22 protein-coding genes and 3 pseudogenes are annotated in these 25,910 nt (G+C 70.7%); 12 read left to right on the forward strand and 13 right to left on the reverse strand.

Annotation, left to right across the window (positions count from 1 at the left end):
• Positions 1–62 precede the first annotated feature (62 nt).
• Positions 63–230 (forward strand): hypothetical protein, encoded by a 168-nt coding sequence (locus ABZV38_RS10190; RefSeq protein ID WP_356326323.1) that lies wholly within the window; start codon positions 63–65, stop codon positions 228–230.
• Positions 231–501: 271 nt separating this feature from the next.
• On the opposite strand, the pseudogene ABZV38_RS10195 reads toward ABZV38_RS10190, so the two are convergent.
• Positions 502–1,663 (reverse strand): annotated as a pseudogene (locus ABZV38_RS10195) (NAD(P)/FAD-dependent oxidoreductase).
• Between the two features lie 437 nt (positions 1,664–2,100).
• Here ABZV38_RS10195 and ABZV38_RS10200 point away from each other — a divergent pair.
• A pseudogene (locus tag ABZV38_RS10200) lies at positions 2,101–2,441 on the forward strand (FAD-dependent oxidoreductase); the annotation flags it as partial.
• Positions 2,442–2,501: 60 nt separating this feature from the next.
• On the opposite strand, the gene ABZV38_RS10205 reads toward ABZV38_RS10200, so the two are convergent.
• Complete coding sequence (locus ABZV38_RS10205) at positions 2,502–3,095, reverse strand: DUF1707 and FHA domain-containing protein (RefSeq protein WP_356326324.1); 594 nt, start codon at positions 3,093–3,095, stop codon at positions 2,502–2,504.
• A gap of 202 nt (positions 3,096–3,297) precedes the next feature.
• Here ABZV38_RS10205 and ABZV38_RS10210 point away from each other — a divergent pair, with 202 nt between their 5' ends.
• On the forward strand, positions 3,298–4,257 hold the full coding sequence (locus tag ABZV38_RS10210) for a GNAT family N-acetyltransferase (protein ID WP_356326325.1): 960 nt from the start codon (positions 3,298–3,300) through the stop codon (positions 4,255–4,257).
• 219 nt (positions 4,258–4,476) lie between these two features.
• Entirely contained in the window at positions 4,477–5,388 is a 912-nt protein-coding gene (locus ABZV38_RS10215; protein WP_356326326.1) for a GNAT family N-acetyltransferase, read from the forward strand.
• Here the strand turns inward: ABZV38_RS10215 and ABZV38_RS10220 are convergent.
• Positions 5,360–5,557: a hypothetical protein gene (locus tag ABZV38_RS10220; RefSeq protein ID WP_356326328.1), complete on the reverse strand. Its 198-nt coding sequence runs from the start codon at positions 5,555–5,557 to the stop codon at positions 5,360–5,362. The two genes, ABZV38_RS10215 and ABZV38_RS10220, sit on opposite strands and share 29 nt — an antisense overlap.
• 108 nt (positions 5,558–5,665) lie before the next feature.
• Here ABZV38_RS10220 and ABZV38_RS10225 point away from each other — a divergent pair, with 108 nt between their 5' ends.
• Complete coding sequence (locus ABZV38_RS10225) at positions 5,666–6,892, forward strand: MFS transporter (protein WP_356326329.1); 1,227 nt, start codon at positions 5,666–5,668, stop codon at positions 6,890–6,892.
• Here ABZV38_RS10225 and ABZV38_RS10230 read toward each other — a convergent pair.
• Positions 6,881–8,251, reverse strand: a complete 1,371-nt coding sequence (locus tag ABZV38_RS10230; protein ID WP_356326330.1) for a GH1 family beta-glucosidase — start codon at positions 8,249–8,251, stop codon at positions 6,881–6,883. The two genes, ABZV38_RS10225 and ABZV38_RS10230, sit on opposite strands and share 12 nt — an antisense overlap.
• A 157-nt stretch (positions 8,252–8,408) precedes the next feature.
• Between ABZV38_RS10230 and treZ the strand changes: the two genes are divergently transcribed.
• Entirely contained in the window at positions 8,409–10,169 is a 1,761-nt protein-coding gene (gene treZ, locus ABZV38_RS10235) for a malto-oligosyltrehalose trehalohydrolase (RefSeq protein WP_356326332.1), read from the forward strand.
• 83 nt (positions 10,170–10,252) lie between these two features.
• Positions 10,253–11,263, forward strand: a complete 1,011-nt coding sequence (locus ABZV38_RS10240) for an aldo/keto reductase (protein WP_356326333.1) — start codon at positions 10,253–10,255, stop codon at positions 11,261–11,263.
• A 1-nt stretch (position 11,264) separates the two neighbouring features.
• On the opposite strand, the gene ABZV38_RS10245 is transcribed toward ABZV38_RS10240, so the two are convergent.
• Both ABZV38_RS10245 and ABZV38_RS10250 read right to left on the reverse strand, forming a co-directional pair.
• Positions 11,265–12,392: an aminopeptidase P family protein gene (locus tag ABZV38_RS10245; RefSeq protein ID WP_356326334.1), complete on the reverse strand. Its 1,128-nt coding sequence runs from the start codon at positions 12,390–12,392 to the stop codon at positions 11,265–11,267.
• 71 nt (positions 12,393–12,463) lie between these two features.
• Positions 12,464–13,102 (reverse strand): nucleoside/nucleotide kinase family protein, encoded by a 639-nt coding sequence (locus tag ABZV38_RS10250; protein WP_356326335.1) that lies wholly within the window; start codon positions 13,100–13,102, stop codon positions 12,464–12,466.
• Positions 13,103–13,179: 77 nt separating this feature from the next.
• On the opposite strand from ABZV38_RS10250, the gene ABZV38_RS10255 reads away from it, so the two are divergent.
• The gene (locus ABZV38_RS10255) at positions 13,180–13,569 is read left to right on the forward strand and encodes a VOC family protein (protein ID WP_356326336.1); all 390 of its coding nucleotides are present in this window, start codon (positions 13,180–13,182) and stop codon (positions 13,567–13,569) included.
• A gap of 62 nt (positions 13,570–13,631) precedes the next feature.
• Here the strand turns inward: ABZV38_RS10255 and ABZV38_RS10260 are convergent, their stop codons facing one another.
• A complete protein-coding gene (locus tag ABZV38_RS10260) occupies positions 13,632–14,099 on the reverse strand; it encodes a helix-turn-helix domain-containing protein (RefSeq protein ID WP_356326337.1) in 468 nt (155 codons plus the stop codon).
• Positions 14,100–14,193: 94 nt separating this feature from the next.
• Between ABZV38_RS10260 and ABZV38_RS10265 the strand changes: the two genes are divergently transcribed.
• On the forward strand, positions 14,194–14,688 hold the full coding sequence (locus ABZV38_RS10265) for a PaaI family thioesterase (protein ID WP_356326338.1): 495 nt from the start codon (positions 14,194–14,196) through the stop codon (positions 14,686–14,688).
• A gap of 158 nt (positions 14,689–14,846) precedes the next feature.
• On the opposite strand, the gene ABZV38_RS10270 is transcribed toward ABZV38_RS10265, so the two are convergent.
• The 4 genes and pseudogenes from ABZV38_RS10270 to ABZV38_RS10285 all read right to left on the reverse strand — a co-directional run.
• Positions 14,847–15,761, reverse strand: a complete 915-nt coding sequence (locus ABZV38_RS10270; RefSeq protein WP_356326339.1) for a LysR family transcriptional regulator — start codon at positions 15,759–15,761, stop codon at positions 14,847–14,849.
• A 73-nt stretch (positions 15,762–15,834) separates the two neighbouring features.
• Positions 15,835–17,028, reverse strand: a complete 1,194-nt coding sequence (locus ABZV38_RS10275) for a glycine C-acetyltransferase (RefSeq protein WP_356326340.1) — start codon at positions 17,026–17,028, stop codon at positions 15,835–15,837.
• A gap of 39 nt (positions 17,029–17,067) precedes the next feature.
• Positions 17,068–18,096 carry an L-threonine 3-dehydrogenase gene (gene tdh, locus ABZV38_RS10280; RefSeq protein WP_356326341.1) on the reverse strand — a complete coding sequence of 343 codons (1,029 nt, stop codon included), beginning with the start codon at positions 18,094–18,096 and terminating at the stop codon, positions 17,068–17,070.
• Positions 18,097–18,490: 394 nt separating this feature from the next.
• Positions 18,491–19,433, reverse strand: a pseudogene (locus ABZV38_RS10285) (MFS transporter); the annotation flags it as partial.
• Positions 19,434–19,595: 162 nt separating this feature from the next.
• On the opposite strand from ABZV38_RS10285, the gene ABZV38_RS10290 reads away from it, so the two are divergent.
• Complete coding sequence (locus ABZV38_RS10290; RefSeq protein ID WP_356326342.1) at positions 19,596–20,189, forward strand: hypothetical protein; 594 nt, start codon at positions 19,596–19,598, stop codon at positions 20,187–20,189.
• A gap of 276 nt (positions 20,190–20,465) precedes the next feature.
• Here ABZV38_RS10290 and ABZV38_RS10295 read toward each other — a convergent pair whose 3' ends face one another.
• Entirely contained in the window at positions 20,466–21,218 is a 753-nt protein-coding gene (locus ABZV38_RS10295) for a VanZ family protein (RefSeq protein ID WP_356326362.1), read from the reverse strand.
• 442 nt (positions 21,219–21,660) lie between these two features.
• On the opposite strand from ABZV38_RS10295, the gene ABZV38_RS10300 reads away from it, so the two are divergent.
• Entirely contained in the window at positions 21,661–24,078 is a 2,418-nt protein-coding gene (locus tag ABZV38_RS10300; protein WP_356326344.1) for a GTPase-associated protein 1-related protein, read from the forward strand.
• 126 nt (positions 24,079–24,204) lie between these two features.
• Entirely contained in the window at positions 24,205–24,954 is a 750-nt protein-coding gene (locus tag ABZV38_RS10305; protein ID WP_356326345.1) for an SDR family NAD(P)-dependent oxidoreductase, read from the forward strand.
• A gap of 63 nt (positions 24,955–25,017) precedes the next feature.
• Here ABZV38_RS10305 and ABZV38_RS10310 read toward each other — a convergent pair whose 3' ends face one another.
• On the reverse strand, positions 25,018–25,902 hold the full coding sequence (locus tag ABZV38_RS10310) for a peptidoglycan-binding protein (RefSeq protein WP_356326346.1): 885 nt from the start codon (positions 25,900–25,902) through the stop codon (positions 25,018–25,020).
• Between the last annotated feature and the right edge of the window lie 8 nt (positions 25,903–25,910).

A 25,910-nucleotide genomic window follows, 5' to 3' on the forward strand; every position in this document is an offset into this window, starting at 1 on the left:
TACAGCCGGGGACCGACCCGACCGGCCGGCAGTTGTTGGGCGTGTTGTCGACGATCCGGCTGTTGACGACGTTCAGGACGCTGGGGGACGGCGATTGCCACCGGTCCCGGTCTGCCTCCCTGGATGTTGCGGAGTTCGACAAGGTCGCCGACGACCTGCCGCAGTTCCTTGATCACATCCGTCGTTGCGTCGTCAGCTTCGTGGAAGCGGGTGCGATCGGAGACCTGTAGTGATCACCGGCTGTGGTCGCCGGGTGCGTACATGGTCCGGCTGTGACCGCCGAAACACCGCCGGCCGGCAGCCGCTACCGGCGTTCTTGGGACCGGCCTGGGCCAGGTCGCTCACCACGAAGGCAACCCCAGGTCGGGCCCGCGCTCGGCAGGTCCGGTCGATCGGTGCCAGGCGGGGTGCTTGGGGGACCAGAAGTAACTCATTCATTCGCGCCGGGATAGTCCGGGGGCGAGGGACCGGCGGACTGGGCCATGCTCTCGCGCTTGGCAGTCAGGAAGGCTGGACCTCGTCGAAGAGGGCGAGGGCTTCGGAGGGGTCCGGGCTCACGAGGCGTTCCAGACCAGCCATCGTGATGTTCGCCCACCTGCCGGCCCGTGCCCACATCTGTTCCTCGAAGGCGCGGACGGCCTCGTCCAGATCTCCCGGGCCGGGGGCGGCGGCGATGGACTCGGCGAGTTCGGCGCCTTCCAGCATCGCGAGGTTCGCGCCCACCCCCAACGGGGGCATCAGGTGGGCGGCGTCGCCCAGTAGCGTCACCCCGGAGACGTGGGCCCAGGTGTGGGACACGGGAAGGGCGTAGAGGGGGCGGTGGACGAAAGCTGTGCCGTGGCGGAGGAGGTCGAGGAGGGGAGTGGCCCAGCCGTCGAACAGAGCCAGCAGGCTTGATCGCACGGCCTCGACGTCGGCCAGGCCCAGGCCCGCGCGCTGGTTCAGGCCCTTATGCCGGTCCGGGATCGTGTGCCAGTCCAGCGGCACGCGGAACTGGGCGTATACCTTGACGTGGCCGCCGCTGTTGCGCTGGGCGACGAGCGCGCGGTTCACGCCGTACACAGCCACGGAACCGTCGCCGACCAGCCGGGCGAGGTCGGGGTGGCGGGTGTCGACGTCGTTCAGGGAGGTCTCGACCAAGGTGACGCCGGTGTACTGCGGCGTCGCGGACGAGACCGCCGGGCGGACCCGGGACCAGGCACCGTCCGCGCCGATCACGAGGTCGAACGTCTCCTGTCGCCCGTCCGCGAAATGGACCAGCACGCCATCCCTGCTCTCCGGCACTACCTCCGTCACGACCCGCCCCCACTGAACGTCCAGAGGCCCGAGCAACAGGTCACGGAGTTGCCCGCGGTCGATCTCGGGATTGGCCCGGTCACCCGGACGAGGTTGCCAGTCGCGGAGGACGGTCCCATCCGCGTCCAGGATGCGCATGGCCTGCCCCTCCGGACGGGACAGCGCCTGGAACTCCGCCAGCACCCCCGCCTTCTCCAGCGCCAGCTGGCCCAGCCCCTCGTGCAGGTCCCAGCGTGCCGCCCGCGGGACGGGCGTCGCGGGCGGGATCGCGTTCGAGGACGGTGACAGGGTGACCATGACGGTGCAGGACGCGGGCGAAGGTAAGGCCGGCGGGGCCGCTGCCGATCACGGCGATACGGGGTCTCATGCCGATACAACGTACGGGCCCCTCACCAAGCCAGTCCCGCCCCGTCACCGAACCGAAACGACGGCGTGAGCCAGCGGATGGGTAATCCGCCTCGTGCTCAGTTGCGGGGCAGAAGGGCGCATGGTCGTACGGGGCGGCCGAGGAGTTCGAACACAGGGTGCGGTGGGCGGCGTGGAGGGTGCGGACGTCCGTGCGGTCCCTTCACCAAGGATTTCGGCGGTGACTGTCTTGGCTGTCGGGCCTCCTGCCAGACCCAGTAGTAGGTCGATGACGGGACGACCGAGCCCTGCTCGCTGAAGAAGAGCCGTCCGTCGCCCGCCGTCGAAGGTGGACAGGCCGACCGACGGCCGAGTCCGGTGGAAGCAGAGCCGATGCGGCCGTGATCGGGTTTTCGCGCAGCTTCCCCAGGTCGACCGCGTAATTGGCAGCGTTGACGAGTGGGCTTGTTCCGCTTTGACGGACTGGTGATCGGCGACGGCACCGGTGGCCACTCCCCCTCTCTACGGGCCGCCTCCCTCGGGCTGAAGGTGCTCCTCGCCGAACGCGACAAGGTCGGCGGTACGTGTCTGCACCGCGGCTGCATCCCCAGCAGGGCGATGCTGCACGCCGCGGAGCTCGTCGACGGCATCGCGGAAGCGTGCGAGCGGTGGGGGGTGAAGGCGACCCTGGACTCGGTGGACTGGTCGGCGCTGGTCGCCACCCGGGACGACATCGTCTCCCGCAACTACAAGGCGTGGAGGGACACCTGACCCACGTGGGAGTGGAAGTGGTTTACGGCAGACCCTCGCCGGACGCGGCCTCCACCAACAGGCCTGATCCGCGGCTGCCCCCGTCGGCGTCAGACCGGAGGCCCGGGAATCCCGGGGGACTCGGGCGGCTTGAGTACGGGCGCGGAGAGCCGGAAGGTGATCCGGCCGAAGCTCACCTGGTCCCCGTCGCGCACCGACACCGCCCCGGTCACCCGCTGCCCGTTCACACACGTGCCGTTCGTCGAGCCGAGATCGCGCAGGATCCATCGGCCGCCCTGGACCGTGAGTTCGGCGTGCATCCGCGAGACCGTCTCGTGGGTGAGACGCAGCCCGTTCGCCGGATCGCGGCCGATGAGCACGGGGTACGGGGTGGGCGTGGGCAGCAGCAGTTTCGGCAGCCGCTCGGCCTGCCAGGCCCTGCGCACCCGGGCGGGGAACCCGGAGACCGCGCCCACCGCCTGGAACAGCCCGCGTGTCCAGCGGCCTTCGGTCCGCAGGTCGGCGGTGAGTGCCTCCAGCTCCTCCGAGCGGTGGGCGGACAGGGCCAGTTCCATGCGCCGCATGAACGTGTCATGGGACAGCTTGCCCTGGGCCGCGCCTTCTCTGAGCACACCGAGAACACGGTCGCGCTGGGCGTCGGAGACCCGCGCGGGATACGTGTGGAACTCGAAGGAGGACGTCACAGGACCGATTGTCGGGCCGACCGCCCCGGAGTGTCCAGAACAAGCCTGCTTTCCGCCTGCCTGACCTGCGCGGAACGGCTGCGCAGAACGCCCGTGCCGAAAGTCGGGGGCGGTGTCCGGCCAAGGTTGCTACTGTCTGCCGCCGCGTGCCGTGCGCTGAGCACCGGTTGGCCGGCACGCCTCAAGGAGACATGGAGACTTGGTGACCCCTGCACCACTGGAGCTGACTGTCCGTCCGCTCACCGGGCCCGACGAACTCGGGCTCTTCCGCCGCCTGTCGTACGTCCTCGACCACGAACTGGCCGACGACCTCGCCGTCGGCCGCCGACGCCCCGAGTGGCTGTGGGTGGCGCTGCGCGGCGACCGGGTGGTGGCGCGGGCCGGCTGGTGGAGCCAGGGCGGGGACATACCGCTGGCGCTCGACTTCTTCGACGTCGACGACACGATGCCTGAGCCCGAGCGGACCGAGACGGGTGTGCGGCTGCTGGTGGCGGCGACCGCGGCCGTCGTTCCCACCGGTGCCCCGAGGCCGGAGTACGGACGTTTCGTACCGCCCCACTGGCGCGAGGACCCGGTGGCCCGCGACGTCGTCGAGGCCCGGATCCGGGTGATGGAGCGCACCGGTGCGCGGATGCTGGTCGAGCGGCTGCGCCTGGAGTGGCGGGCCGGTACGCCGGTGCCCGCCGACACCGGCCGGCTGCGGTTCCGTCCGGTGGCCGGGCGTGAGGATCTGCTCGCACTGATGACCCCGGTGATGGAGGGCACCCTCGACGCGCACGGCCAGGAGGACCTCGCGTCGGGCCTGTCCGCGCGCAAGGCGGCGGAGAAGCACTACGACGAGGAGCTCGCGCAGTACACCACCCCGCGGGAGTGGTGGCGGATCGCCGAGCTCCCCGGTGGTGAGCCGGTCGGCTTCGTGATCCCGGCCCGCAACAGCTACAACCCGATCATCGCGTATATCGGTGTGCTGCCGGCGCAGCGCGGTCGCGGCCATATCGACGAGCTGCTCGCCGAGGGCACGCGGGTGCTCGCCGCACAGGACGGCGTGGAGCGGATCCGGGCCGCGACGGACCTCGGCAATGCGCCGATGGCGAAGTCGTTCGAGCGCCTGGGGTACGTCAACTTCGAGCGCGCGTTCAACATGATCTGGGATGCGCCATAACACCTTGAGGCCTTGAGGCCTTGAAAGAGAACGCGGCGTTAATCGGTGGACCGTGCGGCGCGGGGCCGGTTACGGTGGTCGCCCGCTCGAGGATCGAGGAAGGAGGCGAGAACAGTGCGTACCAGTACCACTTCATTCCCGCGCTCCCGTCCCGTTCGCCGGGCGGTTTCGGTTTCGGTCTGACCGGGAGCGCATCGCTTCTTCCGGAGGACTTTTCCCATGACCGATCTGGTCGTTCGCGCGCTCACCGAGAGCGACGCACATCTTTTCCGCACGCTGCAGGACCTCGATCTCGTCGGCCGCGCCGCCTTCGGCCACGCCTATGCCACGGTGCGCGAGGGCGGCGAGTACCGCCCCGAGTGGACCTGGATCGCTCTGCGCGACGGTGTCGTCGTGGCCAGGGCCGCCTGGTGGTCGGGGCCCGACGACACCGAGCCGGTGACGCTCAACTGGTTCGACTTCGCCGACGGCGAGGACGAGGCGGGCACCGAACTGCTCCGCCGCGCACCGCTGTACGCCGAGTACGAACTGACGCTTCCCGCCGACTGGCGGGAGCGGTCCGATGTCACGGCCGCCGCCGGGTCGAGGATCGCCGCCGCCCGCGCGGCCGGTCTGAAGCCGCTGGTGGAGCGGTACCGGTACGAGTGGACGCCGGAGTGCGGGCTGCCCGAGCGGCCCGGCCGGCTCGCGTTCCGCCCGGAGCCCGATGACGCGGTGATCCTGGACGTGCTGCGCCGGGTCCACTCCGTCACGCTGGACGCGCATGCCCGGCGGGCCGTCGACGGCCCCGGCGGACTGGAGCAGGCGGCGCAGGAGGAGCTCGACTTCTTCCGCTGGTGCCCCTCGCCGCGCTCGTGGTGGCAGCTGGCGTACACCCCTGCCGGCGAGCTGGCCGGCATCCATGTGCCGGCCCGTAACCCGGCCGGTCCGTGCATCGGCTTCATCGGCGTCGTACCCGAACAGCGTGGCCACGGCTACGGGTACGACCTGCTCGTGGAGTGCACGCACTTCCTGGCGGCCGAGGGAGCCGCGTTCATCGCGGGCGCCACCGACCGGGGCAATGCGCCGATGGCGGCCGCGTTCGCCCGGGCCGGCCATCGGGTCATCCAGGAACGCATCCATCTGGTGTGAGGTTCCGGGTGAGCTCCGCCGGCCGGTCGAGACGGAGCTGCTGCGCGGCGGGGATGGCCGCATCCTCGCCGCGCGGCCCCACATCGGGCAGCGGGTTGCCGCCTGCGGCCGCCGTCCCGGTCACCAGTGCGGTCAGCGCGGTGCCGCTGAGGAAGGAGGAAGCAACCATAGCGCGAGGTATTGATCGCGCAGGGGGGCGTTCGTAGGATCCGGGCACCTCCGGGGCATCTCCGACCGTGATGGCTACGCGCACCACCGAGCTGATGGCGAGCGGCCGATGACCGTGGACGACACCCGAACGGAACCGCAGTCCCGCGTCGGCGGCGGCTGGATCAGTGGTCTGGTGCTGGCCAACCTGGGTCTGTACATGGCTTTCCTCACCCCGATCCAGGTGCTGCTGGCCGAACAGATCGACGATCTGACGACGTCCGGCAAGGAGGTGGCGCTCGGCTGGGCGACCGGTGTCGGGGCGCTGGTCGCGGTGGTCGCCAACCCGGTCGCCGGTGCGCTGTCGGACCGTACGGGCGGGAGGTTCGGGCGCCGTCACCCGTGGATCGTGGGCGGGGCGCTGGTGGGCGCGGCCGGCCTGGTGGTGACGGCGGCGCAGACGACCGTGGCCGGGGTGGCGCTCGGCTGGTGTCTGGCACAGCTCGGGCTGAACGCGATGCTGGCGGGCACGAATGCGGTGGTGCCGGACCAGGTGCCGGTGCGGCAGCGCGCGGCGGTGTCCGGCTTCATCGGGATACCGCAGACGCTGGGGCTGGTCCTCGGCGTGCTGCTGGTGTCGGTGGTGGTCACCGGGATCGCCTCGGGGTATCTGATGCTGGCGGGGCTGGTGGTGCTGTGTGCGCTGCCGTTCGTGCTGCTGGCCCGCGATCCGGCGGTGCCCGGGGTGCCGGGGTCCGCGGTGCGGCTGAAGGACTTCTGGGTGAGTCCGCGGCTGCATCCGGACTTCGGCTGGGCGTGGCTGACCCGGTTCCTCGTCCAGCTGGGCAATGCGATCGGCACGCTGTATCTGCTGTATTTCCTCAAGGACGCGGTGCATTACCCGGACCCGGACATGGGTGTGCTGTATCTGACGCTGCTCTACACCGGCGGTGTCGTCGCGACGGCGGTGGCGGGTGGCATCGTCTCGGACCGGCTGGGCAAGCGGAAGATGATGGTCAGCGTCTGTTCGATGGTGATGGCGGTGGGTTCGCTGCTGCTGACGTTCTGGCACACCTGGCCGGTGGCGATGGGCGCGGCGGTGCTGCTCGGGCTCGGCTACGGGATCTATGTGGCGGTCGACCAGGCGCTGATCACCCAGGTCCTGCCCGCGGCCGAGAACCGGGCGAAGGACCTGGGGGTGATCAATGTCGCCAACTCCGCGCCCCAGGTGCTCGGTCCGGCACTGGCCGCGCCGATCGTGGCGTACGCGGGTGGCTACGCGGGGCTGTATCTGGCGTCCACCGTGGTGACAGTGGTGGGCGGGGTGCTGGTGTGGCGGATCAGGTCAGTCCGCTGAGGCCGCGGGCCGTGCGGCCTTCTGGCTGCGGATGACGTCGCGGTACCAGGCGTACGACTCCTTGGGGGTCCGGCGCAGCGTCTCGTAGTCGATGTGGACGAGGCCGAAGCGCTTGCTGGCGCCCTCGATCCACTCGACGTTGTCGGTCAGTGACCAGGTGAAATAGCCGCGGACGTCGACGCCTTCATCGATCGCCGTGCGCAGCGCGCCCAGGTGGCCTTCGAGGAAGGCGATCCGACGGGTGTCGGTCACGGCCTCGTCGACGGCGCAGCCGTTCTCGGTGATGTACAGAGGAGGGAGCCGGTCGCCGTAGCGGGCCTGCAGCTGGACGAGGGTTTCGCGCAGTCCGTCGGGGACGACGGGCCAGCCGAAGTCGGTCTTCTCGTATCCCTCGATCTCGCGGATGCCGAAGGGGAGTTCGGCGGGCATCTCGAAGCCGGAGAACGTTTCGAGGGCGTCCGCCCTGGGGGCGCCGACGAGAGTGGGGTTGTAGTAGTTGACCCCGTACCAGTCGAGCGGGGTGGAGATCGTCCTGAGGTCGTCCTCGACCGGTCCCGGCATCAGCGCGGCGAAGTTCTCGTCGGGGTAGCGTCCGGTGAGGATCGGGTCGGCGAACATCCAGTTGGTGAGGGTGTCGTACAGCTCGGCGCCGAACCGGTCCTCCTCCGACTCCCCCGCGGTCCAGACGGGGGTGTGCGAGACGGCGACGCCGATGTCGGTGGCGCCGGCCGCCCGCAGCGCACGGACGCCCAGACCGTGGGCGAGGAGCTGGTGGTGGGCGGCGGGCAGCGCGTCGAAGAGGAGGGTGCGCCCCGGGGCGTGCTCGCCCAACGCATAGCCGAGCATGGTCACTTCGGCGGGTTCGTTGATGGTGATCCACATGGGTACGCGGTCGGCGAGCCGCTCGGCGACGATGCCTGCGTACTCGGCGAAGCGGTAGGCGGTGTCCCGGTTCAGCCAGCCGCCCGCCTCGTCGAGCGGCAGCGGGGTGTCCCAGTGGTAGAGGGTGGGGGCCGGGGTGATGCCGTGGGCGCAGAGTTCGTCGACGAGCCGGTCGTAGAAGTCGAGCCCCGCCGGGTTGACGGATCCGCTGCCGCCCGGCACCACGCGCGGCCAGCTGACGGAGAACCGGAAGGCGTCGGCGCCGAGACCGGCCAGCAGGGCGACGTCCTCGCGGTAGTGCTCGTGGAAGCCGGTGCCGCGGGTGGTATCGGTGCCGTCCTTGATCCGTCCCGGCTGGGCGGCGAAGGCGTCCCAGCCCGAGGGGCCTTTGCCGTCGGTGTCGGCCGCTCCTTCGGTCTGAAACGCGGAGGCGGAGGCTCCCCAGAGGAATCCCGGCGGGAACGTCGGCACAGTCATCTCGGCCTCCAGCAGCCGTATGTATGAGCAGAACCTGGCAGGGCAATGATCAGAACCAGACCTTAATCGCCAGTAATGGGCTCGATCCAGTGTCGTGGGCCGGTGATCGCGACTTCTGCCGACCATGGGGCCGAGGCGACGAGACGAGGAGCGATGCATGCTGTTCGAGGTATGGGCACCTGAGGCGGACTCGGTCGGCCTGCGGCTGGCGGGCGCGCTGCGGCCGATGGAGCGTGACGGGGTGCGGGCGGGCTGGTGGACGGCCGAGGCGGAGGCCGCGGACGGCGACCGGTACGGCTTCGTACTCGACGACGGCCCCGTGCTGCCCGACCCGCGTTCGCGCCGCCAGCCCGACGGCCCGGACCGCGAGAGCGCCGTCGTCGACCAGGAGGCATACCCCTGGCGCACCGCGTGGACGGGGCGCGGGCTGCCGGGCGCCGTCCTGTACGAGCTGCACATCGGTACGTACACCGAGGATGGCACGTTCGACGCCGCCGCGGCGCGCCTGCCGCACCTCGCCGAGCTGGGCATCACGCATGTGTCGCTGATGCCCGTCTGCCCGTTTCCCGGCACCCATGGGTGGGGGTACGAGGGGGTGTCGCTGTGGGCCGTGCATGAACCGTACGGCGGCCCGGACGGACTGAAGCGCTTTGTCGACACGGCGCACGGGCTCGGTCTTGCGGTGGTCCTCGACGTGGTCCACAACCACCTGGGTCCGTCCGGCAACTACCTCCCGGCATACGGTCCGTACTTCACCGAGACCCATCACACGCCGTGGGGCACCGCCGTCAACCTCGACGCCGCAGGCTCGGACGAAGTCCGCGCCTATCTGCTCGGCAGTGCGCGCGGCTGGCTGCGCGACTACCGGCTCGACGGGCTGCGGCTCGACGCGGTCCACGCCCTCGCCGACAACCGGGCCCTCACCTTCCTGGAGGAGCTGTCCGCGGCAGTCGACGCACTCGCCGCGGAACTCGGCCGTCCGCTGACCCTGATCGCCGAGTCCGACCTCTGCGACCCGCGTACCACGACACCTCGCGCGGCGGGCGGGATCGGTCTGCACGCCCAGTGGAACGACGACTTCCACCACGCCCTGCACACGGCCCTGACCGGCGAGTCCCAGGGCTACTACGCCGACTTCGCCACCGCCCCACTGGCCGCCCTCGCCAAGACCATGACGAGTGCCTTCTTCCACAACGGCACGTACTCCGGCTTTCGCGGCCGCACACACGGCCGCCCCGTCGATACCGTCCGCACCCCGGCCACCCGCTTCGTCGGCTATGCGCAGACCCATGACCAGATCGGCAACCGGGCGCTCGGCGACCGCCTGTCCGCCACGCTCTCCCCCGGTCTGCTGGCCTGCGCGGCGGCACTGGTGCTGACCAGCCCGTTCACCCCGATGCTCTTCATGGGCGAGGAGTGGGGTGCCCGCACCCCCTGGCAGTTCTTCACCGACCACACCGACCCGGCGCTCGCCGAGGCGGTGCGCAACGGGAGGCGGCGGGAGTTCGCGGCGCACGGCTGGGCGGCGGACGACATCCCTGACCCGCAGGACCCCGCCACCCGCAGCCGCTCCTGCCTGGACTGGACCGAACCGGGACGCGAACCGCATGCCCGCCTCCACGCCTGGTACCGCGAACTGATCGCGCTGCGCCGCACCCTGCCCGATCTGTCGGATCCGGATCTGGCCGCGGTGAAGACCGCCCATGACGAGCAGGGGCGCTGGCTGGCGTACCGCAGGGGCGATCTGCGGATCGCGGTCAACCTCGACGAGAAGCCGGCCACGATCCCGCTCGGTGGCGGACGGAACCGGACCGGCATGGGCAGGGTGCTGGCCGCCTGGGAGCCGGTGGCGGCGCCCGACGCGGACGGGCTGCTGCATCTGCCGCCGGAGTCGAGCGTGGTACTAGCCGACGACTGACGCGGTGCGGGACACGCAACAGGACACGTGGGCCGTGGAGGCCTCTTGCCTTCGTGTGCGCTTCACCTCGTACGGTCGGTGCCATGAAGCAGCGATTTCTCGGCAGGACCGGACTCCAGGTCAGCGAACTGTGCCTGGGCACCATGACGTTCACCAGGGCGGGCGACGAAGCGGCCGCCCACCGCGTCCTCGACACGTTCACCGAGGCGGGCGGCACCTTCATCGACACCGCGGACATGTACGACCGCGGTGGCTCGGAGGAGGTTCTCGGCCGCTGGCTGAAGGGCCGCAACCGCGACGATCTCGTCATCGCGACCAAGGTGTGGGGTCAGATGGGCGACGGCGCCAACGACGGGGGGCTGAGCCGCAAGCACATCCTCTCCGCCGTCGAGGCGAGTCTGCGCTGCCTGAACACGGAGTACATCGACCTGTACCAGACCCATCTGTGGGACGCGACGACGCCGATCGAGGAGACCCTCACCACGCTCGACACGCTGGTGAAGGCCGGCAAGGTCCGCTACCTCGGCGCGAGCAACCTTGCCCCCACCCAGCTTCAGAAGTCCCTGGACCTCGCACGCCGTCGCGACTGGACGCCGTACGTGTGCCTCCAGCCGCTCTACAACCTCCTGCACCGCGAGGTGGAGTGGGAGCTGGCCCCGCTGAGCGTCCAGGAGGGCGTCGGGATCATCCCGTGGTCCCCGCTGGACGGCGGCTGGCTGTCCGGCAAGTACCGGCGCGGCATGACCGAGGCGCCCGCCGGCTCCCGCGCCGCCGTCCGGCAGGAGAACGGGAGCGACGACTGGCGGCGCCGGGACAACGAGGAGACCTGGGGCGTCGTGGACGCCGTCGTCGCCGTCGCCGAGGAGGCCGGCCGCACACCCGCCCAGGTCGCGCTGCGCTGGCTGCTCGGACGGCCGGGGGTCACCGCCCCGATCATCGGGGCCCGTACCGTCGAGCAGCTGACCGACAATCTCGGCGCCGTGGGCTGGGAACTGACGGACGAGCAGACGGCGCGGCTCGATGGAGCGAGCGCGCGCCCGCTGCCGTATCCGTATGCGACGCTGGAGCGCCTGAGCAACCGCGGCGGCTCGTGAGCTACTCGACGATCGCCAGCTCGCGCGCGGTGGTGTTCAGCCGCTGCCCGCCGTCGTCGGTGACGGTCACGATGTCCTCGATGCGCACACCGAACCGGCCCGGCAGATAGATCCCGGGCTCCACGGAGAAGCACATCCCGGGCACCAGCAGCTGCTCCTCACCCTCGATCATGTACGGAGGTTCGTGGGTGGTGACGCCGATGCCGTGGCCGGTGCGGTGGATGAAGCGCTCGCCGTAACCGAATTCGGTGATGACGGCGCGGGCCGCCCGGTCGATCTCCTGGCAGGCGATGCCGGGCCGGACGGCGCGGCATCCGGCCTCCTGCGCCTCCCGCACGATGTCATGCACCCGCTGCTCCTCGGCGGTGGGTTCGCCGACGTGGACCGTGCGGGAGGTGTCGGAGCCGTAGCCGTGCTTGAGGCCGCCGAAGTCGAGCACCACCATGTCGCCGCGCTCGATGGTGCGGTCGCCCGCCTCGTGGTGCGGGTTGGCGCCGTTCGGGCCGGAGCCGACGACGGTGAAGTCGACCTGCGAATGCCCGAACTGCTTGAGCAGTGCGGCGAGATCCGCGGCGACGTCGGTCTCCTTGCGGCCGGAGAAGCGGACCTTCAGGATCTCCTCGTACGTGGCGTCGGCGGCGGCCCCCGCCGCAGCGAGCCGTTCCAGTTCGGCCGCATCCTTGACCGCCCGCAGCATCGGCAGGGCCTCGGTGAGGGAGACGTACGAGGTGCCGGGGAGGAACTGCTGCAGCCCGAGCAGATGCATCGCCCAGGCGTTGTCGCTGATCCCGAACCGGCCGTCCGCGCCGAGCAGCGGGGCGGCCACGGCATACGGGTCCTTGCCGTCGGTCCAGTCGCGCAGGGTCAGGGCCGGGGAGCCGACAGCCCGCTCGGCGTCCGGCGCCTCCAGGGTGGGGACGACGAGCACCGGGTCCTCTCCCGCCTTGAGGACGAGGAGAGTGAGGCGTTCGGTGTTCACGGGCTGGTAGCCGGTGAGGTGGACGAGATCCGGGCCGGGTGCGACGAGGACACCCGCGAGCCCGGCTTCGGCGGCGGACTCGGCGGCCCGCGCCATCCTCGCCCGGTAGTCGTCGGCGGTGAACGGCACGGGCTGGTTCGGGCTGGACATGCGGGACCTCCTGGCGAAGCGATGCGGCACACAGCATCCTGCCCGGCGGCGGAGGCGGGCGCGAGTGGGGGTCAGGAGGCCGCGGGATGCAGTCGCACGACGAGGTCGGCGCGGTCCCGGCCACGGTCGACGAGCCGGGCATTGGTCTCGTCCGACTCGGCGACCCAGCGCTCGGCGTACGGCCGGGGCTTGCCGAACCGCACATGGCGGTCGACGAGTCTGCGGACCCCGACGGCCGGGTCGAGATCCAGGAACCAGACCTCGTCGAGCAGTCCGCGCACCGGAGCCCACGGCCCGTCGTCGTGGAGGAGGTAGTTGCCTTCGGTGACGACGAGCGGGATGTCCGGGGGTACGGGAATGGCCCCCGCGATCGGTTCCTCCAGAGCGCGGTCGAAGGCAGGGGTGTAGACGGGTCCCCGCTCCCCGGGCGTGCGCAGGCGTCGGAGCAGGGCGGCGTATCCGGCGGCGTCGAAGGTGTCGGGGGCGCCCTTGCGGCCGGCGCGGCCGAGGCGGTCCAGTTCGGCCTGGGCGAGGTGGAAGCCGTCCATCGGGACGAGGACGCCGAGCCCGTCGAGCCCGTCGACCAGCCGTGCGGCGAGCGTGGACTTCCCGGCGCCGGGCGGCCCCGCGATGCCGAGGATGCGGCGGCGGCCGGGGGCGGCGAGCCGGCGGGCGCGGGCCGACAGTTCTCCGACGTCACTCGTGTGCATGCGGGGCATTGTCCCGGCACGAGCGGCACCCTCGGTAGTGTTACGTATAACTGATCTCCGCACCCCGAGGAACCGCCATGTCACACATCGCCCTGGTCACCCTGGTCGTCCGCGACTACGACGAGGCCATCGCGTTCTACACGGACGCCCTCGGCTTCGAACTCCTGGAGGACACCGACCGCGGGGACGGCTCCCGCTGGGTCGTCGTCCGGCCACGCGGCGCGGCGGAGGGCACGGGGCTGCTGCTGGCCCGCGCCAAGGACGAGGACCAGCAGGCCTCCGTCGGCTCACAGACCGGCGGCCGGGTCGGCTTCTTCCTGCACACCGAGGACTTCGCGGCCGACCATGCCCGGATGCAGGCCGCCGGGGTGCGTTTCCTGGAGGAGCCGCGTCACGAACCGTACGGCTCGGTCGCGGTCTTCGAAGACCTGTACGGCAACCGCTGGGACCTGCTCCAGCCCGCATGAGCCGCCCCGTACGACAGTGCCGCCCGCGCCGGTGTCACGGTGAAGGAGTCGCCCGCAGGCACTCAGGCGTGAGGCCTGGCCCCAGGTCCGGGCAGGACCGTGACCTCGGCCGGGCCGAGCGCGGCATGCTCACCGGAGCACTCGACCACGACGTGCACCGGGGCTCCGCAGTCGCTGTGCCGGATGTCCAGGATCGGGCCCTCGGGGTCACCGACGTAGGCCTCGCCCCACTGTCTGAGCGCCACGAGAACGGGCCACAGGTCCCGGCCCTTGCGGGTCAGGCGATATTCGTTCCGGGTCCGGCTGCCCTGCTCCCGATACGGGACGGTCTGCAGGATCCCGGCCGCGACCAGCTTACGGAGCCGGCCCGCCAGGACCGCCTCCGAGAGCCCCACATGGCGGCGGAAGTCGTCGAAGCGGCGCACTCCGTTGAAGGCATCACGCAGGATCAGCAGCGTCCACTTCTCGCCGACCACATCGAGGGTGCGCTGGACCGTGCAGTTCTCCGTGCTCATCTCCAGCCACTTCATCCCGTCATGGTAGCCCGCCTGGCTTCGACATTGACAGCCAGCTGCCTCTCTAGCTAACTTCGTAGGACGAAGTCAGGCGAGGAGGCTCAGCCGCATGGGACGGTCACGTACGTACGAGTGGGAAGATCCGGCGATCTCGGCGGCAGCCGTCGGGCGGGGCACAGGTCTGGAATTCCTGCGCGACATCGCCGCCGGACGGCTGCCCGGTCCGCCGGTCGGCGCCACCGTGGACCTCAGCCTCGACGAGGTCGAGCCCGGGCGTGCGGTGTTCTCCCTGGTCCCGGGCGAGGAGCACTACAACCCCATCGGCAGCGTGCACGGCGGTATCTACGCAACCCTGCTGGACTCGGCGGCCGGTTGCGCGGTCCAGTCCACCCTGCCGCAAGGCATGGCGTACACCTCACTCGACCTGACCGTGAAGTTCCTGCGCCCGATCACCGTCGACACCGGCAAGATCCGTGCCGTCGGCACCGTGGTCAGCAGCGGCCGCCGCACCGCCCTCGCCGAGGCCCGGCTTCTCGACGAGGCGGATCGCCTTCTCGCTCACGCCACCAGTACCTGCATGCTGTTTCCGCTGCCGGCCCCCTGAGGGCTTCAAAAGCCCTCGGACCGTGTCCTGCGCGGCGAGGCGGAGGCATGCATTGACGAAGCGCACAAAGTGGCGGGCCGACAGGCCGACAACGCATGCCGGCGCGGTTCAAGCCCGTCCGGCGATCGGGGACTGAGCCCGCCGCAGGCGCACCGCCCTCACCCCGCAGGCAACCGCACTGCCGCCCCCCGCAAAGCCTCGAGCACGGGTCTGATCAGGGGGTGACCCTCCGCCCCGTGCCGTACCGCTGCGAACACCCGTCGGGTCGGTGCGCTGCCCTCCACCGGCCGCACCACCACCCCCGCAAGTTCCATCCCGCGCAGCGCCCACCTCGGCACCAGTGCCACTCCGGCCCCTGCCCCGGCCAGCGCCACCACCGCCCGGAAGTCGTCCGAGGAGTGCTCGAGTCTCGGCTGGAAGCCGGCGAATTCGCAGGCCAGGACCACCACGTCATGGCAGGGGTTGCCGGGATACTGACCGATCCACGGGTCCTTCTCCAGGTCCGCGATCGTCACCTGGTCCCGGTCGGCCAGCCGGTGCCCCACCGGCAGCACCGCGTCGAACGGCTCCGAGTACAGCGGTACCCGGGTCAGCCGCCGGTCGTCCTCGTCGGGCGCACCCCGGTATTCGACGGCGACCGCCACATCCACCTGCCGGTCGAGCACCATCGGCACGCTCGCATCGCCCTCCGCGTCCTGGACCCGGACCCGGATACCGGGGGCGGTCAGCGTCAGCTCTGCGATCGCGGGGGCGAGCACCAGGCCGATGCCCGTGGCGAACGCGGCGACCGTGACGGTACCGGCGTCCCCCGAGCTGTACGCCGCAAGCTCGGCCTCCGCCCGTTCCAGCTGGGCGAGGACCGCGTTGGTGTGGGTCAGCAGGATCTCGCCGGCGGCGGTGAGCCGGACGCCCCGGGCGCTGCGGTCGACCAGCCGGTGGCCGGTCTCCTGTTCCAGCGCGGCGAGTTGCTGGGAGACGGCGGACGGCGTCAGATACAGCGCGGCGGCTGCCGCAGTCACGGTGCGGTGGTCGGCCACCGCACGGAGAATACGCAGCCGCCGTGCATCGATCATGCGATCTATTGTCCCAGGTCCCGCAGGTTGTCCCGGCCCCGGGACCGGACGGTCCCGGACCTCCTGCCGGGTCCTACTCGCCCAGCGCGGCCCGCGCGTCGACGAACGCGTCCACCGCACGGTTCACATCGTCCGTGGAGTGCGCGGCGGACAGCTGCACGCGGATGCGTGCCGCGCCCTGCGGGACCACCGGGTACGAGAACCCGATCACATACACACCGCGCTCCAGGAGCAGCTCCGCCATCCGGCCTGCCTTCGCCGCGTCCCCGATCATGACGGGGGCGATGGCGTGGTCGCCGGGCAGGATGTCGAAGCCTTCCTCGGTCATCCGGCTACGGAAGAGCGCGGTGTTGGCGTTGAGCCGCTCGCGCAGGTCACCGGCGGACTCCAGCAGGTCGATGACCTTCAGCGAGGCCGCCGCGATCACCGGGGCGAGGGAGTTGGAGAAGAGGTACGGGCGGGACCGCTGGCGCAGCAGCGCGACGATCTCGGCGCGGGCCGCGACATAGCCGCCGGACGCACCGCCGAGCGCCTTGCCGAGGGTGCCGGTGATGATGTCGACACGGTCCATGACGTCGTGCAGCTCGGGGGTGCCGCGGCCGCCGGGGCCGACGAAGCCGACGGCGTGCGAGTCGTCGACCATGACCATGGCGTCGTACCGGTCGGCCAGGTCGCAGATCTCGCGCAGCGGAGCTACGTAGCCGTCCATGGAGAACACGCCGTCGGTGACGATGAGCCGGCGCCGGGCGTCGGACGCCTCCTTGAGCTGCTTCTCCAGGTCGTCCATGTCGCGGTTGGCGTAGCGGAACCGCTTGGCCTTGGAGAGGCGGATGCCGTCGATGATGGAGGCGTGGTTGAGGGCGTCGGAGATGACCGCGTCCTCCGGGCCGAGGACGGTCTCGAAGACACCGCCGTTGGCGTCGAAGCAGGAGGAGTAGAGGATCGTGTCCTCCTGGCCGAGGAACGACGAGAGCCGCTGCTCCAGCTCCTTGTGGACCTCCTGGGTGCCGCAGATGAAGCGGACCGAGGCCATCCCGTAGCCCCAGCGGTCCAGCGCGTCGTGGGCGGCGGCGATCACGTCGGGGTGGTCGGCGAGGCCCAGGTAGTTGTTGGCGCAGAAGTTGAGCACCTCACCGGGGCGGCCACCGGCGGTGACGGCGACGGTCGCGGACTGCGGGGTGCCGATCACGCGCTCGGGCTTGTGGAGTCCGGCGGCCTTGATCTCGTCGAGGGTGATGCGCATGTCGTCGCGTACGGAGTCGAACATGAGGGGTGTCTCCCGGCTCGATAGCTGGATACAGGGGGGTCAGGAGGTCCAGTCGAGGATGACCTTGCCGCCGAGTCCGCTCGCCGCGTCGTCGAAGGCCGCCTCGAAGTCGCGGTAGCCGTACCGTCCGGTGATCACCGGGGCAAGGTCGAGGCCGCCCTCCAGCAGTACGGACATGGCGTACCAGGTCTCGTACATCTCGCGCCCGTAGATCCCCTTGATCGTGATCATCGAGGTGACGATGCGCGACCAGTCGACGGCGAACTCCTCGGACGGCAGTCCGAGCATGGCGATCCGTCCGCCGTGCGTCATGTTCGCGATCATGTCGCGCATGGCCTCGGGACGGCCGGACATCTCCAGGCCGATGTCGAAGCCCTCGCGCAGGCCGAGCTTCTGCTGGCCGTCGGCGATGGGCTGCTCGCCGACGTTGAGGGCGAGGCTGACGCCGACCTTCCGGGCCAGGTCGAGCCGGGCCTCACTGACGTCGGTGATGACGACGTTGCGGGCGCCCGCGTGCTTGGCGACGGCTGCGGCCATGATGCCGATCGGGCCGGCGCCGGTGATCAGGACGTCCTCGCCGACCAGCGGGAATGACAGCGCGGTGTGCACGGCGTTGCCGAACGGGTCGAAGATCGCGGCGATGTCGAGGTCGACGGGGACCCGGTGCACCCACACGTTGGAGGCGGGCAGCGCGACGTACTCGGCGAATGCTCCGTCGCGGCCGACGCCGAGTCCGAGGGTGGAGCGGCACAGGTGACGGCGTCCGGCCAGACAGTTGCGGCACTTTCCGCAGACCAGGTGGCCTTCGCCGCTGACCAGGTCACCAACGGTGATGTCGACGACGTCGGCGCCGATCGCAGCGACTTCGCCGACGAACTCGTGGCCGAGGACGAGCGGCGTCTTCACGGCCTGCTGGGCCCAGCCGTCGTAGTTGCGGATGTGCAGGTCGGTTCCGCAGATTCCGGTACGGAGCACCTTGATCAGCACGTCCGAGGGGCCGATCACCGGCTCGGGAACGTCCATCAGCCAGAGCCCGGGCTCGGCCTTCTGCTTCACGAGTGCCTTCACGGCTGCGGCTCCCTGTACGTGGTGCGTGGTGATTGCCCCGGGCCGGGGGCATGCCTGAGGCAGCCTGCGGCCCGGGGAAGAAGGAGGGACGGCATGGGCAGGGCGCGCGGTGATCGGCTGCTGCGCACCATCCTCTGCCGTCACGGAGAAATCTGCCGTACCCCGCGCCCCAGGTCCATCGAGGTTTTCTTAAGCGCAGCCGCAGATCCGCTTCATGCCCGGGCCGCACGGCGGGGCCGGCCACCCTGCACACGGGCGACCGGCCCGCGATCAGTCGACCCGCAGGATGGTCACAGTCCTGCCGGCGATGTGGACCTGGGCGGTGGAGTTCGACGCGTCGAATCACCGGGGCCAAGAGGCCGGCGCGGCAGCGAACAGGCAGATCGCCCCACCATCCGGCGAAGAACATGTCCGCTCCCCATAGGGCCACCGTGATGCCGACGGCCGGGAAGAGGACCGGTGCGAGGCCCAGCGTGCACAGGGTCGTGACCGAGGTGACCCGGCCGAGGTATCGGGAGCAGCAACGCCGAGGTCGCAGCTCCGGCGCTGAATGTGCTCGCGTTCCACCCCATGCCCGAGGCACCCCAGCCGCGTTCGTCAGCCAGGAGCACCAGGCCGGTGGCGACCGGACCGCTGAAGCACATCTCGCTCAACCCGATCACCGTGACCAGCGGTGCGAGCATCCGGTGGCAGCGCACATATCGCAAGCCGTCACCTGGCTCGCGCCAGGCGGAGGCGCGCTGAGATACCTCCGTTGACGAAGCAACCCGCACGATGAGCAGGGTGATGAGCGAGACGGCGAAGAGCACGCCGGCGGCCGTGAACGCACCGCCCGCACCGCCGATCACCAGTACGGCTCCCGCCAGGAGGGGGCCGACGGCATTGCTCAGCCGGATCGACAACCCGCGCATCCCCTGGACCCGGGCGAGCTGCTCAGGCGCCGTGATACGCGGCGGGAGCGCGCCCACCGCCGGTATGAACATCGCGTCCACCACGGCGAAGATCAACGCAACCGCAACCAGCAGCCACAGACTCGGGGACGTCAGCATGACCGCCGCAGCAGCGGTGAGGATCACCGCACAGCGAATCGCGTCGCTGACGGCAGCAGCCCGGCGCGGCCCGAACCGGTCGGCCACTACGCCCCCGCCGAGCGTGAGCACCGCGCGGGGAAGGGCCCCGGTCGCGACCACCAGGCCCACCGACGGCCCGCCGGCGCGTGTGGCGGCCCAGGACAGGGCGAGAAAGTACACAACGTCGCCAGTGACCGAAACCGTGTACGCGGTAAGCCAGCGCAGGGCGTTGACGTCCCGGTAAGCAGGCCGCGCGGACGCTGCCATCACGAGCTCGAAGAGCCGAAGCGGGCCGCCGGAGAATCCGGCGGCCCGCCACGAAGGATCGAGGCTGTGCCCGACGCAACCCTTCAGGCCGTTCATTTGGTGCTGACTGAGCGTCATGCTCTGTCTTCACTGGGGTGTGGCGGCGAGGGAGGGCGACGAAGGGTGGGCGGCAATGCGGACGACACGGTTGCGGAGCTGTTCAGTCTTGACGCACTGATCCTCGCCCAGCCGCGGCGTCCGGTCCTGCGCAGTTATCACGGGCCGAAGATGCATCTTTCGGCCGCGGACGGCACGGTGTTCGGCCACCTCCACGAACGCGGCAAGTACTCGTACACCGTGCAGGACCTGAAGGGCCGGCCGCTGCTGCACATCGGCCTGATCTCGGGAGCCGCGTTCGGACGGCCCCTTTTCCAGCTGGCCGACGGCCGGGACCGCCCGATCGGCGAGGTGCGGTCGCACGGTCGCATGCTCCGCGCCCGACTGCTACAAGTACGCACCAAGGGCGGAACGTTGCATCTGACCCGTAACGCCCCGACGGGCAGGATATGGCTTGTACAGGACGACGCGCACGACCGACTCGGCCGCGTGACGGCCTCGACGGTCCGGCGGTTCGACTGTCTCCAGCAGTACTTGGTGCGCAGCAGCTGCGGCGACACCTCGATGCACGGCCCGACGCAGCCGTGGCACCGGACCCGCTGTGGCCCGGTGAGCTCGCGGAGCGCCCCCAGCGCATCGGGTCAGTGGTGGATGGCCTGAACAAGCTGCCGCTCCCTTGTCTGCAGCTGGCCCAGGCGCTCGCGACCCTGCCGCAGCCGGCCCCCGCACGGCCGCCAGGCTGGGACTCAAGCCCGGCACTCGGCGGCAGGAGCACCTCCACGCGATCGTGGCGCGCACCAGGACGGTCCTGCTCGGCGCACTCGGGTGCGGAATCTGCATGGCTGTAGGAACACACGTACATTGACCGGTAGTTGGCCTTGGCGAGTGCTTCCATGCTCGCATCGTGGCGGCCGAGGTCGCTCTCCCGGGACACGGCTACCGGTCACGGGCCAGAAAGCGGCCGAGCAGGGCACGCCCGGAGGCAACCAGTCCCGACGCGGTTCGACCGGACACCGCCCTGCGCCGGACCGTGGACTTCGGCTTGTTCTTGGCCTTTGCCTTGGATTTCGGCTTGAGCTTGGCCAGGGATGCGGGCGCGCTCTTGGATTTCGACCCGGACTTGGACATGGACTTGGCCATCACCTTCGACGTGGACTTCGGACCGGATCTCCGACCGGCCCTCGGCGCAGACGTCCGCTTGGGTTTCGGCCCGGATCCGGACGCGGCCTTCGGCTTCCGCCCCGGCGCCGCCTCCACCCGGGTCGCCCCCTCCGCCAGCACGTGATACCGATGGCTGATCCGCCGTCCCACCAGCAGATATCCGAGCAGCGCGCCGCTCGTATTGAGGATCACGTCGTCGATGTCGAAGGCGCGCCCGGCGACCAGAGCGCCCTGGACGAGTTCAATGACCACCATCACGGTCCCCGTCAGCATCACCATGCGCAGCATGCGTAGTCGGCGCGGCACAAGAATCGGCAGCAGGATGCCGAACGGGACGCCGAGCAACAGGTTTCCACCGGCCTGCTTGCAGGCGGCGAGGAAGGTGTAGTCCTCCGCGTACTGCCGCAGCGACCTTCCCGGCCTGAGATTGGCCCGGACGAGGTCCTCCGATGCCGGTGACGGGGTGAGCGTCACCTTTGCCAGAGCGAAGGAGAAGGCGATCAGGGCCACCACAGCTGCCACCAGCACGAGCGCATGGAGCAGAGTGGTTCCCCAGACCCTGCGTCGCCGCTCCGTACGATCCGCCTCTGCAGTCATGGCACACAGGTGCCCTCATCGACGACGACCACACCTGTAGAACTGCCTTCATGCGCCGGCGGGCCTGGAAACCATGGCACAAGGACCTGCAACCCGCGCGCGCTGCTGAACGCCACGGCGTCGGAGTCGAGGGCGCCCGGCCCATCGACGCGGGAGATGCCGCCGGCCGAGCGCTTCCGTGACAGTTGCCCGGATCATGTTTCGGCAGCGTGCCTGCGGGAGCGGCGCGCCTTGATAGCGTCGCTCCCGCGATTGCGGACCGCTCCCGCCGGGGTCGTCGCCGCGCCCGGACGGCCGTTCCACGACGGACGCGACGAGGCGGGGCGTGCTGGCGCACGGGGACGTACGTGGCAAGGACGAAGAGGGCCGACGCATGAGCCTCGCGCAGTTGCACTACACCTCTGCCTCCGCGGGGGACGACGGGGTCGGCGCACGGTTCACGGCGGTCAGTGCGGGCATACCCGCGTCGGTGCTGACCGAGGCCGGGCAGCTCCTCGGTTACGAGCCTCCGGCCGGGGCTCCGTACCACCCGACGGCCGCCGAACTCCGCGCTTTCCCAGAGGTGTTCAGCTTCAGTCCGCTGTCCGACGGCAGCCATCTGCTGAGCCGCACGGTGGCCCTCGGCGGCCCCGGCGCCGGTCACTTCCACACGCACGCGGCGCTTCTCCCGGCCGGGACGGGGCTGCCCGGCGACGCGCTCCCGATCACCGCATGGCGGTCCCCGAGCTGGGCCGCCACCACTCCGGCGGGCGGCACTCCCGAGCGCATATCCGCTCTGCCCGCCTCCGCCGCCTTCGGGCAGGAGGCGCTCAACGATTTCGCTGTCTCGCGCAGCCCCTGGCTCTCAGCGGTCTTCGCCGATCTGCGCCGGGTGTGCGAGGAACCGTCGCAGCATCAGCTCGTCCTCGTCGAGCGGCAGAGCGCGGACGTGGCCCGGTGGATCGCACTGGCCGGAGCCGTTCTGCCGCCGGAGCATGCCCAGCGGCTGACGTTCACCACGTACACCCGCCATCCGGCACAGTCCCCGCACCAGATCGTCGGCGTACTGCCGGACGACGCACACGGTCTGACCGCCCCCAGGTTGCGCGTCCACACCTGCAGCGGATCCGCTCCGCAGAGCCCGGTGGACAACGCCTGGGCCGAGACCGTCGCCCGCATCTGGCGCAGCCGCGCACCGGAGCTGTTCCGGGCAGCGGCCGGGCTGCCGGGCGAACCCTTCGCCGCCGGTCCGCTCGCCTTCACCGCCCTGCACGCAGGCATCGCGCTGGGCCCCAACGGGCGTGCAGCGGCTGCTGACTGGGCCGCCGAGCGACCGTACGCGCTGGACGATCAGCAGATGCACCGGCTGACCACCGCGCTGACAGCCCCGGCCGACGACCGCACCGCCGCCGAGTCGACGTCCGTGGCCCGGCTGCTGGCCGCGCTCGAAGGCCGAGCCCCTGCCGCGACCACCGCCCCGCTCGCCGCGCTGCTGGTGACGGAGGCAGTACGGCGCAGCGATGTCACGCTCGCCCTCCCGCCGCGCTCTGCGTTCGCCGAACCCGCCACGGTGAAGCAGCTGGCCGACGGACTCGGGCCGGACCTCCTTGCCGAACTCGCCTCGGGGGCAACGGACGCCACCAGCGGGTCGACGATCGCACGCCAGGTGCAGCTGCTACGGATCGCCCGGCTGCTCGGTGTGGACGTCGCGGACCGACTTCCCTCCATTGCCCACCACATGGCCCGGACCCTGCTCGACGGGCCCGCGCCGGACAGCGCCCCCGCGCTGCTCGACCTCCTGGACGAACAGTTCGACGTCCGGACAGCGCTCCTCGGCGAACTGGACCAGCTGGCCCTGACCGCGCCCTCCGCCGCCGAAGAACTCCTCACCCGCGTCGCCCTCCCCTTCACCGGCGCGCAGGCGCTGCCGCATCTGCGGATGTGCGCCGAGGCGCCGCGTGCGAAGGAGCAGGGTTCCGACCGCATCATGGCGCTGCATACGGTGCTGCGCGCCGCCGGGTTCTCGCCGTTCGCTGAGCCGCTGGTGCTGCGGACCGCCGTCGGTCTGATCTGGGGCGACGAGACCCCGACCGCGGGCGAGGCACGGCTCCTGCTCGGCGAGTCCGGCTCGGACTCGCACCGGACGGCCGGCACGTGGTCCCATCTCGTCGCCGCGGCGCTCTCGGCGCCTTCCGACGACGTCGAGGTCGCCGAGCTCGCCCACGATCTGCTGCGCTGTTTCCCGCAGGAGATCGATACGCGGGTCCGTGGTGCGCTGCGGCTGCTGGAGTTCGCCCGCGACGTGCGGTCGGGTGAGGCGGCACCCGGCTGGCCGGCTGCCGCCGCGTCTCTGCGCTCCCGTGCCGAGCCGGTGGAACCCACCGTGCTGGAGCACGCCTACGGCGCCCTCGCTCAGAGCCTGCTCGCACCGGACCGCCCCGAGGCGGAGCTGTACGCATTCGTGCACAGCGACGACCCGGACCTGATCGCGGCCTACGGCAGGGCCGCCCGCCGCGACACCGTCCTGGATCGGCTGCGGACCGAACCTGCGTACGTGGCCGACTGCTTCACCGTCTGGAGTTCCCACCCGCACGCGGGCGCCGCCTGGAGCGCGACGCGGAAGGCGCTGCTCGAGCAGGTGCTGCGCCCGGTGGTGCGCGGACTCCCCGGCAGCGAGGTGACGGCGGTGGAGAAGGCTGTCGAGCGTACGGGCAGCAGCCGCACGGCGGAGGCGTTCCGGACGTGGAACCGGCCGGGCACGTTCGGCCGACGTCTGGGAAGCCGGATCACGGCGCGGGTGCGGCGGTCCTAGAAGGTGTGGGCCGCCCGACTGCGGTGGTGGAGGTCCCACGTCCGCCGCGACAGAGTTGATCGGGGCAATTCGGTTGGCAGCGGCGCGCCCATGCCGTGAACTCAGCCCATGACATACACAACTGGGATGCGACGCACGGCAATTGTCACCGGTGGGGCACGTGGCATCGGTGCCGCGGTGGCCAGGCAGCTGGCCCACGACGGCCTGGCGGTCGGCGTGATCGACCTGGACGAGGCGGACTGCGCGGGCACCGTGGAGACCATCAGGGGTGACGGCGGGTCGGCGTGGGCGGTCGCCGCCGATGTCGCGGACGAGGTGGCGGTGGCCGACGCCGTCGCTCGGGTCGCCGCCGAGCTGGGTCCACCGACGGTGCTGGTCAACAATGCCGGTGTCGGTCCCCGTGCCGACCTCGTGGACATGACCACGGAGCAGTGGGACGCGGTTCTGGGGGTCAATCTGCGCGGCCCGTTCCTCGTCACCCGGGCCGTCGCCCCGCACATGATTGCCGCCGGCTGGGGGCGGATCGTCACCATGTCGAGCATCTCCGCAGTCGGCGACGCCGCCCGCGTCGACTACGGCAGTGCGAAGGCGGGGCTGCTCGGCTTCACCAAGTCGCTCGCCCTGCAGCTCGGCCGGCACGGCATCACCGCCAACGCCATTGCCCCGGGTTTCGTGGTGAGCGACATGACCAGGACCTCGGCCCGGCGCCTCGGCCTCGGCTTCGAGGAGTTCCAGCGCAACGCGGCGCAGTCCATCCCGGTGGGGCGAGTGGGACAGCCCGAAGACATCGCCCACACGGCGTCCTACCTGGTGAGCCCCGGGGCGGGGTTCGTCTCCGGCCAGGTCATCTATGTGGCGGGCGGTCCGGTGGACTGAAACCCCCGGCCGGGCGGCCCTCGTCGAGGAGAGGTCCGCCCGGCCGGCGTCGGGTGCGGTGGATCAGACGTTGGGCACCTTGAGCCTGTCCCAGCTGGCCTTGCCCGGAATGCCGTCCGCGTCGCTGCCCGAAAAGCCCAGCTTGCGCTGCCACGCGGCGTACGACGTACGGTCCGCCTCCGACCAGTCCGGGCCCGGACCGACCTCATACCGTCCGCAGCCCTCGGCCACCAGTCTCTTTCCCATCGCCGTGATGACGGCGCTGTTCCGGCCCGCCCGGAAGAACGCGGATCCGGGGAACGGCTCGAACTTCGCCGGCGGCTTCGGCACAGGCGGCTTCGACGGGCCGTCCGGCGTGCCGCCGAGACGTGCCTTGATCCGGCTGCGCATCGAGTCCATGGTGAACCCGCGTGGGTCGATCTTTCCCGGCTGCCACTCCTTGTGGCCGATCACCGAGCGATGGGTCCAGCCGTGTGCCCGGCAGATCGCGGCCGCCGCCTTCTCGATGGCCTCCAGCTGAGCCGCCGGCCACGGATCCTTGCCGTCGCCGAGGTTGACGCACTCGAAGCCGTAGAAGGAGCGATTGCCGTCGGTGTTGGCCTCGTTGTCGGCGGGCAGCGCCGATTCGTCGATCACCGCGCGCAGGACGTCGTCGTCGCCGAGTCCGGCGTGATTGGCGCGGCCGTTGCCGACCAGGTGGACCGAGCCGTCCTTGGCTATCACGCCGTGGCACAGCGGACCCGGCAGGCTCGAATGGCCGTTGTAGCAGATGTCCACGGAGTTCTGCGTTCCCGAGGTCACGGTGTGATGGATCATCACCCCGTGCATGGGCCCCCACGGACCCTTGTGGTTGCGGTTGTGCGTGCGCCAGCTCCGGTGCTCGACAACGTGCAGACCTTCGTCCCGAAGGGCCTTGAGCAGTCTGTCGGCGGACAGAGGCGTTGCCATCGTGGTGC

This window comes from Streptomyces sp. NPDC005181, from assembly GCF_040608395.1.
GTDB lineage: Bacteria > Actinomycetota > Actinomycetes > Streptomycetales > Streptomycetaceae > Streptomyces.

Bases quoted from the DNA above. Each gene is read 5' to 3' on its own strand.
- ABZV38_RS10215 (WP_356326326.1), top strand. From the start codon at position 4,477: ATGACCGATCTGGTCGTTCGCGCGCTCACCGAGAGCGACGCACATCTT.
- ABZV38_RS10220 (WP_356326328.1), bottom strand. From the start codon at position 5,557: ATGGTTGCTTCCTCCTTCCTCAGCGGCACCGCGCTGACCGCACTGGTG.
- ABZV38_RS10225 (WP_356326329.1), top strand. From the start codon at position 5,666: ATGACCGTGGACGACACCCGAACGGAACCGCAGTCCCGCGTCGGCGGC.
- ABZV38_RS10230 (WP_356326330.1), bottom strand. From the start codon at position 8,251: ATGACTGTGCCGACGTTCCCGCCGGGATTCCTCTGGGGAGCCTCCGCC.
- treZ (WP_356326332.1), top strand. From the start codon at position 8,409: ATGCTGTTCGAGGTATGGGCACCTGAGGCGGACTCGGTCGGCCTGCGG.
- ABZV38_RS10240 (WP_356326333.1), top strand. From the start codon at position 10,253: ATGAAGCAGCGATTTCTCGGCAGGACCGGACTCCAGGTCAGCGAACTG.
- ABZV38_RS10245 (WP_356326334.1), bottom strand. From the start codon at position 12,392: ATGTCCAGCCCGAACCAGCCCGTGCCGTTCACCGCCGACGACTACCGG.
- ABZV38_RS10250 (WP_356326335.1), bottom strand. From the start codon at position 13,102: ATGCACACGAGTGACGTCGGAGAACTGTCGGCCCGCGCCCGCCGGCTC.
- ABZV38_RS10255 (WP_356326336.1), top strand. From the start codon at position 13,180: ATGTCACACATCGCCCTGGTCACCCTGGTCGTCCGCGACTACGACGAG.
- ABZV38_RS10260 (WP_356326337.1), bottom strand. From the start codon at position 14,099: ATGAAGTGGCTGGAGATGAGCACGGAGAACTGCACGGTCCAGCGCACC.
- ABZV38_RS10265 (WP_356326338.1), top strand. From the start codon at position 14,194: ATGGGACGGTCACGTACGTACGAGTGGGAAGATCCGGCGATCTCGGCG.
- ABZV38_RS10270 (WP_356326339.1), bottom strand. From the start codon at position 15,761: ATGATCGATGCACGGCGGCTGCGTATTCTCCGTGCGGTGGCCGACCAC.
- ABZV38_RS10275 (WP_356326340.1), bottom strand. From the start codon at position 17,028: ATGTTCGACTCCGTACGCGACGACATGCGCATCACCCTCGACGAGATC.
- ABZV38_RS10300 (WP_356326344.1), top strand. From the start codon at position 21,661: ATGAGCCTCGCGCAGTTGCACTACACCTCTGCCTCCGCGGGGGACGAC.
- ABZV38_RS10305 (WP_356326345.1), top strand. From the start codon at position 24,205: ATGCGACGCACGGCAATTGTCACCGGTGGGGCACGTGGCATCGGTGCC.
- ABZV38_RS10310 (WP_356326346.1), bottom strand. From the start codon at position 25,902: ATGGCAACGCCTCTGTCCGCCGACAGACTGCTCAAGGCCCTTCGGGAC.